Source organism: Micromonospora sp. NBC_00421 (genome assembly GCF_036017915.1).
Lineage (GTDB): Bacteria > Actinomycetota > Actinomycetes > Mycobacteriales > Micromonosporaceae > Micromonospora.
The window spans coordinates 6,788,188-6,800,842 of sequence record NZ_CP107929.1 but is presented as its reverse complement, the minus strand read 5'-3'; the positions used below and the strand labels follow the sequence as shown (position 1 = coordinate 6,800,842).

Sequence of the window (12,655 nt, the reverse complement as noted above, 5' to 3'; positions counted from 1 at the left end):
GGCGGGCAGGGTCACCGGAGTCCGGCCGTCGCCGCGGCGGCCCGGGTCGGTGCGGTGGTGTCGATGCCGGCGAAGAGGTCGTTCTCCCAGCCGTTGGGGCCGCCGGCCGGCCCCTGCTCCCCCACCGCCAGGGTGAAGTACTCCACGCCCATGAACTCGGCGCCGAAGTTGCCGGCGATCGCGTACAGCCAGGAGTTGGCCGGGATCTGGCTGGCGTGCGCCCGCATCGCCGCCTCCTTGGCGGCATGCTGGTCGGTGGCGTCGATCCGGGCGGCGATCTGGTCGTCCGGAGTGCCGAAGGGGAGGTCGTCGGGGCTGTCGATGCCGGCGAAGGGGTTGTCCGACAGCTCGGTGAAGTGGCTCATACCGGCCTCCAGGACGCTGCGCGGCAGCGCCGTCCAGTAGACCTTGGCCGGGGCGATGCCCTCCGCGCCGGCCAGCTCGTGCGCCCGCATCGCCACCCGGTGCGCCTGGATGTGGTCCGGGTGCCCGTAGAAGCCGTCCGGGTCGTACGTGACGAGTACCTGCGGACGGACCTCGCGGATGACGTCCAGCAGCTGACCGGCGGCCTCGTCGAGGTCGGCCCGCCAGAACGCCCGGGGGTGCTCGTTGGTGGCCATCCCCATCATGCCCGAGTCCCGGTAGCGGCCCGCGCCGCCGAGGAAGCGGTGGTCGGTGACGCCGAGCGCGGCACAGGCGGCGGTCAGTTCGCCGATCCGGAAGCCGCCGAGCTGGTCGGCCTCGGCGGCGGCGAGCTGCGCCAGCTCCGGCACGTGGATCTCACCCTCCTCGCCGAGGGTGCAGGTCACCAACGTGACGTGGGCACCCTCGGCGGCGTAGTGCGCCATCGTCGACCCGGTGCCGATGGACTCGTCGTCGGGATGCGCGTGGACCAGCAGCAGGCGTCGGTCGGGCAGCGTCGTCACGACGGTCACTCTAACCGGCGGTCCGGCGGCATCGAGGCGTACGCGTCCAGGCAGGTCGGCCACATCACGCCCGACACCGCTCTACGATCCGGGTTGTGGACTTTCCCGAGCTGGCCGCCCGTACCCGTCGGTTCAGCCACGGGGCACCGCGCGCCGTTTCCGTGGCCGACGACGGTTCCCGGGCGGTCTTCCTCCGCTCGGGCGGGCCGGAGGACCCGGCCGACGCGCTCTGGGCGCTGGAGGCCGCCTCCGGCGAGGAACGGCTGATCGCCGACCCGGCCGTGCTGCTCGGCGGGGACGCCGACCCGGTGGCGCTGGCCCCGGGCGAGCGGGCGCTGCGCGAGCGCCGCCGGCTCAGCGCCGCGGGCATCGGCTCGTACGCCCTGGACGGTGCGGGCCGGGTGGCCGTGTTCGCGCTGGCCGGCCGACTGTTCCGGGCCGATCTGGTGCACGGCGACGTGATCGAGGTGGCCACCGTCGGCCCGGTGATCGACCCGCGCCCCGACCCCACCGGGCAACGGGTGGCGTACGTGACCGACACCGCCGACGGGGTACGCCGGGGCGAGCTGCGGGTGGTCGACCCGGACGGCACCGACAGCCTGCTGGCCGGCGAGGACGGCGGGGTGACCTGGGGTCTCGCCGAGCACGTCGCGGCGGAGGAGTTCCACAGGTTCCGGGGTTACTGGTGGGCTCCGGACGGGCGGATGGTGCTCGCCGCCCGGGTCGACGAGTCCCGGCTGCCCCGCTGGCACCTGCACGACCCGGCCGAGCCGGCGACCCCGCCGACCACCGTCGCGTACCCCCGGGCGGGTGGCCCGAACGCGGAGGTCAGCCTGCACCTGCTCGACCTGGACGACGGCTGGGTGGACGCGCACTGGGACCGGGAGACCTACCCGTACCTGGCGTCGGTCGACTGGGCCGACGGCAACCCGCTGATCACGGTGCTGCGCCGGTCGCAGCAGCACGGCCTGGTGCTGGCGGTGGACCCGCGTACCGGGGAGACCCAGGTGCACGCCGAGCTGGCCGACCCGCGCTGGGTGGAGCCGATCCCGGGCACCCCGGCACACCTGCCCGACGGCCGGGTGCTGGTCGGCGGCGAGCTTGCCCACGACGGGTACGACGCCCGTTGCCTGTTCGCCGACGGCACCCTGCTCACCCCGCCCTCGCTGTACGTACGGCGGGTGGTGGGCCGGCTGCCCACCGGTCCCGGCCCGGCCGACCTGCTGGTGGAGGCGAGCGAGGGCGAACCGAGCCAGCGGCACCTCTACCGGGTCCGTACCGTGATCGGCGGCGGGGTGGACACCCGCCGGATGAGCAGCGCCCCGGGCTGGCACACGGCGGCGGTCGGCGGAGACACCCTGGTGGTCGGCACCGCCTCGCTGGACGACGCGGGGACGAGCTGGTCGGTGTGGCGCGGTGACCGGGAGGTGGCCCGACTGCGGTCGCTGGCGGCCACCCCGTCGTCCGCCCCCCGGCCGATGCTGGTCCGGGTGACCGACAGGCGGTTACCGTCGGCGGTGCTGTACCCGACCGAGCACGTCAAGGGCACCCGGCTGCCGGTGCTGCTGGACGTCTACGGTGGCCCCGGCCACCAGGAGGTGGTGGCCGCCCGGTCGGCCTGGCTGGAACGGCAGTGGTGGGCCGACTCCGGGTTCGCCGTGGTCACCATCGACAACCGGGGTACGCCGGGCGTCGCGCCGTCGTTCGAGAAGGCGATCCACCGGCGGGTGGCCGACGTGATCCTGACCGACCAGGTGGACGCGCTGACCGCGCTCGCCGGCAAGCATCCCGACCTGGACCTGGACCGGGTGGCGATCCGGGGTTGGTCGTTCGGCGGCTGGCTGGCCGGGCTGGCGGTGCTGCGGCACCCGGAGCTGTTCCGGTGCGGCATCGCCGGCGCCCCGGTCACCGACTGGGCGCTGTACGACACCGCGTACAGCGAGCGTTACCTTGGCCTGCCCGACGACGGCCTCGACGTGTACGGGCACCACTCGCTGGTGGAGCTGGCGGCGGAGCCGCTCTACCCCGGCGAGCCGGCCCGACCGCTGCTGCTGATGCACGGGATGGTCGACGACAACGTGGTGGCCGCGCACACCCTGCGGTTGTCGGCGGCGCTGCTGTCGACCGGCCGACCGCACGCGGTGTTGCCGTTGACCGGGGCCACCCACATGGCGGCCGGTGGGCTGTCCGAACGCCTGCTCCGCCTGGAACTCGACTTCCTCCGTACCCACCTGGGCTGAGCCGTGGTCTGGGCGGGCCGGGCCGGTCTGTGGTCGGGGCGGGTCACCGCCCGGTGGGCGGCAGGGCGAACGCGTTCGGCAGGCGACCACGGAAGGCCGCCGCGTCGACGTCGCCCATCCGCCAGAACGGCTCCGCGTACTCTTCGAGCTGCCGGACCTCAAGGCCGGCACTGTCGACGCCGATCACCGTCCGGGCACCGGCATCGACCAGTGCGACGTCGTCCTGACCGTTGCCGCTCTGCGGGTGCACCACCAGGGGCCGGGCCGCCAGGATGTCCCGGAGCAGCGCGTGTTCGCTGGCGACGAGCGTGACCCCGGCAGCCGCCTCGGTCAACATCTCCCCGTTCGCCCAGACCCGCTCCTGGTGCGCCTGCTCCCAGGCGATCCGGTTGGCACGCGACGCGGGGTCCATGCCCTGCACTCTCCCGACCGCCCATCCAACGGCAATCGATGTGCGCCTCTCCCCCGCCCCGCCCCCGCCCCGCCTCTCCCCCGCCCCCGCCCCGCCCCCGCCCCGCCCCGGTGATCAAGAAGTTTGCGTCATCCTGCAGCCCGGAATCTGACGCAAACTTCTTGATCACCGGGGTCGGGTGGCGGACGAAGCGACTGAAGGTCGGACGGGGCTGCGGGAGAGGACGGTTTCGATCACACTTTCGGTGATCCCGCCCGCCCCGCGCCCTGGAGACGACATGCAGCCCTTGTACGCGGAGCGGACCGCGCGGCGTCGTCCCGGGTGGATGTGGGCCGGTGCTGCTGCGGGGCTGCTGCTTGCAGGGGGCATGTTCGTGGGCAACAGCACCAGGGCCCGCACCCCGGTTGCGGCGAACCGGCTGCCGAGGGAGACGTTCGTGTCCTCCGGCACGGTGCTGCTCGGCGACAGGCGGTCCTTCGTCGCCGACGGTCATGGGGGCTGCGCCGGGACAGGCGGCCACGCCGACGTCAAAGAGGGTGCCCACGTGGTCATCTTCGCCGGCCTCGGATTCGCCGGCGGGCGGTTGACCGACGCCCGTGCGCTCGCCGACGGCAGCTGCCAGTTCCGGTTCTCGGTGTCGGGGGTGCCGGCCCGACAGGACAGCTACCGACTCATGGTCGCCGACCAGGATTCCCGCCAGTACGTCGAACAGGAGCTGAAGAGCGCCCTGCTGGCCCTGCGGGTCGACTGACCGTCGGCTCCTGCCCGGCCTGCCGAGAAGCGCCTCGTGCAGCTGGCGGGCCGCAATGATCGCCGGGTCACTCGGTCGGGCGGTCTTTCATCCGCCGGGCAGGGACGGTCATCGTCAGAGCAGCCCGAGGCTGACGGCGAGCGGGGTGATCGTCGTCGGGGCGTACGGAGCGTGAGCAAGCTGGGCCACCACCTCCCGTACCGCCGGGCGGTGCCGGACCTCGGCGGGCGCGATGCTGTCGGTGCGGATCAGCACCCGGGCCGCGCTGACCGGATCTCCGGTCAGCAGGTACGCGTGTGCCGCGTCGACCAGGTGCGCGGCCCGGTGCTCGACCGGCAGCCAGCGCCACCCCTCCCAGCCGATCACCTCCTCGTGCCGGGCGACCGCCTGCGGGCCGTCGCCCAACTCCACGGCGGCGGTGACCCGCCCCACCTCGACGGCCGCCGGCCCGAACCCCGTCCGGTGGTGGTCGTGACCGTCGCCCACCCGGGCGGCCATCTCGGCGGCCTCGTCCAACAGGTCATCGGCCGTCCGGTCGTCTCCGGCCCGCGCCGCGATCAATGCGGCCTGCACCAGCAGCGACCCACACAGCGACCACTCATGCGGCGTACCACCGTCAGGTGCCGCGCCGCCTCCCGCTCGGCGGCGTCGATCTGCTCGCCCCGGCCCGTCGTCGACCCGTCGCCACGACGCTTCATCGTCACCCCCATCAACATCGCGGCGGCAAGTTCTCAGCCGACGCGTGCTTCATAGATTGACGCTGGAGTGTCGCCACGCGCGGCGGCATAAGGAGTGACAATAGGGTTACTTAGGGGACGACATTAGGGCGACATAACGGTACGGTGACCGGCATGGCTGTCCCCAACATCACGCTGCGTACGGTCCGGACCAGGATGCGGATGAGCCAGGACGACTTCGCCCGTGCGCTCCAAGCCGCCGGCCACCGCGTCGGCGAGCCCAATGACGCCAACAAGCGACTCGTCCAACGCTGGGAGGCCGGGGTGATCGCCGCCCCTCGGCCTTTCTACGCCCGCGCGTTGGAGGTCGTCACCGGCCTGCCCATCACACTGCTCGGTTTCGCCGCGATGTCGGACGGCGGCGCGGTGGATGATCCCCACGGCGGCAACGGCCTCGCCTCGCCCATGGGCGACCTGGCCACCCCGACGCCCAGATCAGCCGCTGTGCACGGGTCCCACGAGGGGGTGTGGCTGAGCCGCTATCAATACCACTCCAGCAGCCGGGGCGAGTCCTTCGCCGGGCAGCACTTCGTGGTCGTGCTCCAGCACGGTGACCGGTTGACCGTGCGCAGCCTGCCCGGCTCGGCGGCATCGTCGCTGTCGCTGGATCTCAGCGTGGACGGTGCCGTCGTCACCGGCACCTGGGTGGAGCAGACCGACCCCGCCGGCCACTACCGGGGAGCCCGCTACCACGGTGCGATCCAACTGCTGGTGGAGCCGACCGGTCGACGGATGGCGGGGAAGTGGGTCGGGTTCGGCAAGGACATGGACGTCAACACCGGCCCCTGGGAGCTGACCTTCCAGGACGCTTCGACGTCCAAGGCGACGCTCGATCGCTATAACACCCCGCCCGAGTAGTCTCTCGACGCCGTGAGTCTCTCGAACCCGTGTGCCTCCGTTCGAGATCCCACTACTCACCGATCAGGGTGCGCAGGGCAGTCCGAGGCTGACGGCGAGTGGGTGATCACGGGGGCACGCGGAGGTGATCAAGAAGTTTGCGTCATCCTGCAGCCCGGAATCTGACGCAAACTCCTTGATCACCCGGGTCGGGTGGCGGACGCAGCGCGCCCACGAGAGCCGACGGGCTCCCTCCCGACGCTGGCCGGGAGGGAGCCCGTCGGCTCAGTACGGGGTCACTGCCTGACGTGGGCGTTGACGAAGGACGGGTAGCCGAAGACGCTGGAGATGAAGACCCCGCCGACCTTGGACCCGTGCACCGTGTAGGCCACGTCCACGAAGAGCGGCACCACCGGGGCGTACTCCGTCATGATCCGCCTGTCGAGCTTGCCCCACTCGGGCCCCTGGTCGGCCGGGGACAGGGCCTGGATCCGGTCGATCTCGGCGTTGACCGCCGGGTCGTTGAAGTACGCCTGGTTGCTGTTGCCCTCGGCCTTGATGGTGCGGCCGTCGTAGAGCACCGGCAGGATCGACGCGCCGCTGGGCCAGTCGGCGGCCCAGTTGCCGATGTAGAGGTCCCACGGGTTGTTCTTCTTCTTGATCTCGTCGAGCTTCGCGTCGTCCGGGATGTTCCGCAGGGTGATCTTGAAACCGGCCCGTTCCAGGTTGCCCTTGAGCTGGGTGCCCATCTGCTGTTCGTTGGTGTTGTCGGCGACACCGAGGACCAGCTCCGGGGTCTTCCCGCCGAGCAGTTCCTTGGCCTTGTCGATGTCGCCGTTGGCACCCGCCGGATAGGCGTCGTACGCCTGGTAGCCGATGGTGGACGGCGGCATCAGCGTGGTCATCGGCTGGGCGACGGTCTGCCCGCCGAGCGCCTTGACCAGGCCGTCCCGGTCGATGGCGTAGTTGAGTGCCTGGCGGACCTTGAGGTCGGTGACCCGCTGGTTGTTGATGACCAGTTGGTTTGCGCTCGGCGTCGGCGACAGGATGCTGCGCGCCTTGAGCGCCTGGTCCTGGGCGACCCGGGCGACAAGCGAGGCTGGTACGTAGTCCCAGGCCAGCGCGCTCTGGTCGGTGCCGTTGTCGGCGATCACCCGGTTGACGGCCGCGTCGCGCGTCGGCCCGAAGGTCCAGACGAACTGCTCCGGGTACTGGTGGCGGACCGGGTCGGTCGTGGCGTCCCAGTGCGGGTTGCGGTCCAGGGTGAGCTGCACGCCTGCCTGGTTCTTGGCGATCTTGTACGGCCCGGAGGAGAACGGCCGCTGGTCCAGGTTGACGCCGGTGTCCTGGTCGGGCCGCAACGGCGCGGTGGTCGGCAGCGAGACCGCGAACGGCAGGTCACAGCGGGGCTTGGCGAACTCGAACCGCAGCGTCTTCGCGTCCGGGGTGGTCAGCCCCGGCGGCAGCGACGTCCTGTTCTTCTTGAAGTCCCACTTCGTGTCGTACTGCGGGCTGTCGGCCAGCCACTCCTGGAGGTAGGTGGGGCCGCCGGTCAGGTCGGGGTCGAAGGAGCGGGCGATGCCGTACGCGATCTCCTTCGCGGTGATCGGGCTGCCGTCCTCGAACTTCACCCCGTCCTTGATGGTGAACTCCCAGACCCGGCAGTCGCTGTTCACGTTGTTACCGGGGGTCTGCGCCAGGTCGCCGACCAGGACCAGACCACCCTTGCCGTCGTCCTTCCAGGTGGTCAGGTAGCGGGCGAAGAGCGGGTTGGCCATCAGCCCGGCGAAGGAGTACGTCCGCTGGGGGTCCAGGTGGGAGATGGGCGTTTCCCGGATGACGGTGAAGGTGCCACCCTTGGCCGCCCCGGCCACCTCCGCCGCCGGGCCCTGCGAGTCCTTCGGGTCGGTGGCGATCACCCCGGTCTGCTGCCGTTCGGTGTCCACGGTGGTGCCCTCGCCGGTGTTCTCCGAGCAGGCCCCCAACGCCACCACCAGGGCGATCGCCCCGCCTGCGGCGGCTGCTGCGCGTGGTCGCATCCCTACCTCCTCCACCCCGTCACCGTCGGGCGGTGAACGCCGACGTCGCGAGGATCGTCAAGAAGAAAAACTTCGGACTGTCTAACAGATCTCGACAACTCTTGTCGCCCGACGGGCCGGCGTCCGCTGCACCGGACCGACCGGCAGACCGGCGGCTCAGCGCAGCCGTACCCGGGGGTCGATCGCCGCGTACAGCAGGTCCACCAGCACGTTCGCCAGCACCACGAAGACCGCGGCGATCAGCACGGTCGCCATGATGGTGGGCAGGTCACCGGCGCGGACCGCGTCGACCGCCGTCCGCCCCATGCCGTTGAGACCGAAGGTGGTCTCGGTGATCACCGTGCCGCCCAGCGCGCCGCCGACGTCCAGCCCGGCGATGGTCACCACCGGGGTGATCGCCGCGCGCAGCGCGTGCCGGCCGTACACAGTGGGTTTGGCCAGGCCCTTGGCCCGCGCGGTGCGGACGAAGTCCTCCGACAGCGTCTCCAGCATCTGCGCCCGGGACAGCCGGGCGTAGATCGCCGAGTAGAGGAACGCCAGCGCCAGCCAGGCCAGCACCAGCCCGCCGGCCCAGCGCACCGGGTCGTCCCGCAGCGGCGTGTAGCTCGGCACCGGCAGCCAGCGCAGCGTGTAGACGAAGACCAGCAGCAGCACCGCCCCCACGAAGTAGAGCTGCAACGACGCCCCGGCCAGCGAGAAGCCGATCGCTGCCCGGTCCAGCCAGGTGCCCCGGCGCAGCGCCGAGACCATCCCCAGGCCGACCCCGAGCAGCAGCCAGAGCACCGCCGCCGGGACGACGATGCTCAGGGTCACCGGCAGCACCCGGGCGATGGTGTCCGAGACCGCCTCGTTGGACACGTACGACCAGCCCAGGCAGGGCGCGTCGCACCGGCCGCCCTGGGCGCTGCCGAGATCCCGGCCGGTCACGATGCCCTTCATGTAGCCGGCGTACTGGCTGATCAGCGGGTCGCGTAGCCCCAGCTCCTGGCGGACCCGCTCCAGCCGTTCCGGGTTGCAGTTCTTCGGGCACATGCCGGTGACCGGATCCCGGGGCAGGGCGAAGAACATCAGGAAGCTGAGCACGCTGACCGCGAAGAGCGTCAACGTCGCCGAGAAGAGCCGCTTGACCAGAAACCGCACCATCGCCGCGCCCTCCTACCGGGACGACTTCGGGTCGAGCGCGTCGCGCAGCGCGTCACCGAAGAGGTTGAAGGCGAACACGAGCGCGAAGATCGTGATGCCGGGGAAGAAGACGTACGCCGGATCGGTCTGGAGGTAGTCCAGGCTGCGGTAGATCATCCGGCCGAAGCTCGGGGTGGCGTCGGTCAGCCCGACCCCGATGAACGACAGCGCCGCCTCGCTGGTGATGTACGCCGGCACCGCCAGCGAGAACGACACCAGGATCGGCGCCCAGAGGTTGGGCAGCAGTTGCCGGAACAGCATGTGTCCCAACCCCGCGCCGCTGGCCCGCGCCGCGTCCACGAACTCCCGCTCGCGCAACGCGATCACCTGCCCCCGGACCAGCCGGGCGGTGCTCGTCCAGCCGAACAGCGCGAAGATGGCGATCAGCACCCCGATCTGGAACGCCGCCGGCACCTCGTCCCGCTGGCCGTAGAAGCGCAGCGCGATGGTCGGGGTCAACGCCAGCGCGATGATCAGGAACGGCATCGCCAGGGTCAGGTCGGTGATCCAGTTGACCACCGCGTCCAGCCAGCCGCCCAGGTAGCCGGCGACGGTGCCCAGCACGATGCCGATCGCCGCCGTGAGCACCGCCGCCGCGACGGCGATGAAGAGCGAGGTACGCAGCCCGTGCACCAGCCGGACGAAGATGTCCCGGCCCAGCCCCGGCTCCAGCCCGAACCAGTGCTCCCCGGTCACCCCGCCGGCATAACCGAGCGGCATCCCGAATCCGTCCAGCCCGGACTGGAACTGCTCCCGGGGGCCGATCCCGTACACCCGCTCGATCAGCGGGACGGCGAGCGCCACCAGCACGAAGAAGACAAGCATGCCGCCGCTGACCAGGCCGGTCCGGTCGCGCCGCAGCCGGGCCCGGGCGAGCTGGCCGGGCGAGCGCCCGACGAACCCGCCACCCGCCTCCGGACGGTCACCACCGGTCTCCGTTCCGGCCTCGGCCAGCGTGGCCGGATCCACCGGGGACACACTCATCCCGCCACCTCCCCTGCGCTCGCGTCCGGGCCCGGGACGACCACCGGGTCGCCAAGCGGCCCGGTCTCCGGGAAGTGGCAGGCGGTGGCCTGCCGGCCGCCGTCGCGGGCCACCAGCGCCGGTTCCTCGGTGGCGCAGACCTCCCGGGCCTTCGGGCACCGGGTGCGGAACCGGCAGCCCGACGGCGGGTCCAGGGGCGTCGGCACGTCCCCGGTCAGCCGGATCCGCCCGGCCTGGCCGGGCGCGCTCACCTCCGGAACCGCCGACAGCAGTGCCCGGGTGTACGGGTGCCGGGGCCGCTGGTAGATGTCGTCCCGGTCGCCGATCTCCACGATCCGGCCGAGGTACATCACCGCGACCCGCTGGCAGAAGTGCCGCACCACGGCCAGGTCGTGGGCGATGAACACGAACGCCAGCCCGAGGTCGCGTTGCAGGTCCCGCAGCAGGTTCACCACCTGCGCCTGGATCGAGACGTCCAGTGCGGAGACCGGCTCGTCGGCGACGATCAGCTTCGGCCGCAGGGCCAGCGCGCGGGCGATCCCGATCCGCTGCCGCTGCCCGCCGGAGAACTCGTGCGGGTAGCGGTTGTAGTGCTCCGGGTTGAGCCCGACCAGCTCCAGCAGCTCCCGGACCCGCTGCTTCACCCCGCCGGGCGGGTCGATCCCGTTGACCTGCAACGGCATGGCCACGATCCGCCCGACGGTGTGCCGGGGGTTCAGCGAGGCGTACGGGTCCTGGAAGATGATCTGGAGGTCCTGCCGCAGCGGGCGCAGCGCACGACGGCGGGCGTGGGTGATGTCCCGCCCGGCGAACTCGATCGTCCCGGCGGTCGGCTCCAGCAGCCGTACCAGCATCCGTCCGGTGGTGGACTTGCCGCAGCCGGACTCCCCCACCAGGCCCAGCGTCTCGCCGGGCCGCACCTCGAAGTCGAGCCCGTCGACCGCGCGTACCAGCCCCGTGGACCGCAGGCCGGTGCGCACCGGAAAGTGCTTGGTCAACCCCCGTACCCGCAACAACGGCTCGGCCGCGCTCATGGCAGCCGCCTCTCGCCCGCGACTGCGGGACTCCGCTGCGCTACGTTCCTCGCGCTCATGGCAGCCGCCTCTCGCCCGCGACTGCGGGACTCCACTGCGCTACGTTCCTCGCGCTCATGGCAGCCGCCTCTCGCCCGCGACTGCCGGACTCCACTGCGCTACGTTCCTCGCGCTCATGGCAGCCGCCTCTCGCTCAGGGACACGGCCGCCAGGCGGGTGCGTTCGCCGGGGGGCAGGTGACAGGCGACCAGGTGGCCGTCCGCGCCGGCCGGGCCGAGCTGCGGGACCTCGGTGCGGGAGCGGTCGCCGGCGTACCGGCAGCGTGGGTGGAACGCGCAGCCGGGCGGCAGGTCGATCAGCGAGGGCGGGTTGCCCGGGATGGGCACCAGGTCCGCGTCCGCGTCGCCGTGCAGCGACGGCACGCTGGAGAGCAACCCCCAGGTGTACGGGTGCTGCGGCCGGCGGAGCACCTGCGCGGCGCTACCGTGCTCGACCACCCGCCCGGCGTACATCACCAGCACGTCGTCGGCGACCTGGGCGACCACCCCCAGATCGTGGGTGATCAGCACGATCGCGGTGTGGAACTCGGCCTGGACGTCGGCGAGCAGGTCGAGGATCTGCGCCTGCACCGTCACGTCCAGCGCGGTGGTCGGCTCGTCGGCGATGACCAGCGCCGGATCGTTGACCAACGCCATCGCGATCATCGCCCGCTGCCGCATGCCGCCGGAGAACTCGTGCGGGTACTGGTCGTAGCGGCGGGCCGGCTGCGGGATGCCCACCCGGTCCAGCAGCTCCACCGCCCGGGCGCGCGCCGCCCGCTTCCCCGCACCCCGATGGTGGACCCGGTACGCCTCGGCGATCTGCCGCCCCACCGTGTAGTAGGGGTGCAGGGCGGAGAGCGGGTCCTGGAAGATCATCGCCAGGTCCCGGCCGCGCAGCCGGCGTACCTGCTCCTCGGGGAGGCCGACGAGTTGCCGGCCGCCGACGGTGATCCGACCGCTGACGGTGCTGCGCCGGGGGTCGTGCAGTCCGAGTACGGCCAGCGAGGTGACGCTCTTGCCGGAACCCGACTCACCGACGATGCCCAGAGTCCGGCCGCGCGGCACCGCGAAGGACACCCCGTCGACCGCGCGCACCACGCCGTCGGCGGTGTCGAACCGTACCCGCAGGTCGTCCACCCGCAGGTACGGCTCGTCGCCGACGCCCGGCTGCGGCACGGCCGGGCGACTGTCGACGCGCTGCCGCGGCACGGCCGGGCCGGTGTCCGGCGGGCCGGACGGGGCTGCTTGCGGACTGTCCACGACCGCCTCCCTCGGGTTGTAGGGAACCTACAACAAAGAGCGGAGGCTGAAAATAAGCTACGGACCGTGAGCTGACAGCGGACCACAGCGTAACGACCCGGTGACCCCGCCGCGCGCCCCCGGCCGCCCGGCCCGAACCGGCGCGACCGTCGTCGCGACCCCGCGTCGTCATGCGGTGTCGTCACCCGCCTGCCGCACCCGGGGTGCGACCA

11 protein-coding genes are annotated in these 12,655 nt (G+C 72.0%); 3 read left to right on the top strand and 8 right to left on the bottom strand.

Going from position 1 to position 12,655, the window contains the following annotated elements:
* Positions 1–11: 11 nt before the first annotated feature.
* The gene (gene mshB, locus OHQ87_RS29360; RefSeq protein WP_328343141.1) at positions 12–935 is read right to left on the bottom strand and encodes an N-acetyl-1-D-myo-inositol-2-amino-2-deoxy-alpha-D-glucopyranoside deacetylase; all 924 of its coding nucleotides are present in this window, start codon (positions 933–935) and stop codon (positions 12–14) included.
* An 86-nt stretch (positions 936–1,021) separates the two neighbouring features.
* On the opposite strand from mshB, the gene OHQ87_RS29355 reads away from it, so the two are divergent.
* Positions 1,022–3,166: a S9 family peptidase gene (locus OHQ87_RS29355; protein ID WP_328343140.1), complete on the top strand. Its 2,145-nt coding sequence runs from the start codon at positions 1,022–1,024 to the stop codon at positions 3,164–3,166.
* A 43-nt stretch (positions 3,167–3,209) separates the two neighbouring features.
* On the opposite strand, the gene OHQ87_RS29350 is transcribed toward OHQ87_RS29355, so the two are convergent.
* A complete protein-coding gene (locus tag OHQ87_RS29350; RefSeq protein ID WP_328343139.1) occupies positions 3,210–3,578 on the bottom strand; it encodes a hypothetical protein in 369 nt (122 codons plus the stop codon).
* A gap of 277 nt (positions 3,579–3,855) precedes the next feature.
* On the opposite strand from OHQ87_RS29350, the gene OHQ87_RS29345 reads away from it, so the two are divergent.
* A complete protein-coding gene (locus OHQ87_RS29345) occupies positions 3,856–4,329 on the top strand; it encodes a hypothetical protein (RefSeq protein ID WP_328343137.1) in 474 nt (157 codons plus the stop codon).
* Between the two features lie 114 nt (positions 4,330–4,443).
* Here the strand turns inward: OHQ87_RS29345 and OHQ87_RS29340 are convergent, their stop codons facing one another.
* Positions 4,444–4,902 carry a hypothetical protein gene (locus OHQ87_RS29340; protein ID WP_328343135.1) on the bottom strand — a complete coding sequence of 153 codons (459 nt, stop codon included), beginning with the start codon at positions 4,900–4,902 and terminating at the stop codon, positions 4,444–4,446.
* A gap of 278 nt (positions 4,903–5,180) precedes the next feature.
* Between OHQ87_RS29340 and OHQ87_RS29335 the strand changes: the two genes are divergently transcribed.
* Positions 5,181–5,924 carry a helix-turn-helix domain-containing protein gene (locus tag OHQ87_RS29335; RefSeq protein WP_442930619.1) on the top strand — a complete coding sequence of 248 codons (744 nt, stop codon included), beginning with the start codon at positions 5,181–5,183 and terminating at the stop codon, positions 5,922–5,924.
* Between the two features lie 275 nt (positions 5,925–6,199).
* Here the strand turns inward: OHQ87_RS29335 and OHQ87_RS29330 are convergent, their stop codons facing one another.
* From OHQ87_RS29330 to OHQ87_RS29310, 5 genes are all read right to left on the bottom strand, one after another.
* Positions 6,200–7,942, bottom strand: a complete 1,743-nt coding sequence (locus tag OHQ87_RS29330) for an ABC transporter substrate-binding protein (protein WP_328343133.1) — start codon at positions 7,940–7,942, stop codon at positions 6,200–6,202.
* 156 nt (positions 7,943–8,098) lie between these two features.
* The gene (locus tag OHQ87_RS29325; protein ID WP_328343131.1) at positions 8,099–9,085 is read right to left on the bottom strand and encodes an ABC transporter permease; all 987 of its coding nucleotides are present in this window, start codon (positions 9,083–9,085) and stop codon (positions 8,099–8,101) included.
* A gap of 12 nt (positions 9,086–9,097) precedes the next feature.
* Positions 9,098–10,108 carry an ABC transporter permease gene (locus OHQ87_RS29320; RefSeq protein WP_328343130.1) on the bottom strand — a complete coding sequence of 337 codons (1,011 nt, stop codon included), beginning with the start codon at positions 10,106–10,108 and terminating at the stop codon, positions 9,098–9,100.
* A complete protein-coding gene (locus OHQ87_RS29315) occupies positions 10,105–11,142 on the bottom strand; it encodes an ABC transporter ATP-binding protein (protein WP_328343128.1) in 1,038 nt (345 codons plus the stop codon). Before OHQ87_RS29315 ends, OHQ87_RS29320 begins: the two co-directional genes overlap by 4 nt.
* A gap of 173 nt (positions 11,143–11,315) precedes the next feature.
* A complete protein-coding gene (locus tag OHQ87_RS29310) occupies positions 11,316–12,443 on the bottom strand; it encodes an ABC transporter ATP-binding protein (protein ID WP_442930618.1) in 1,128 nt (375 codons plus the stop codon).
* Positions 12,444–12,655 lie beyond the last annotated feature (212 nt).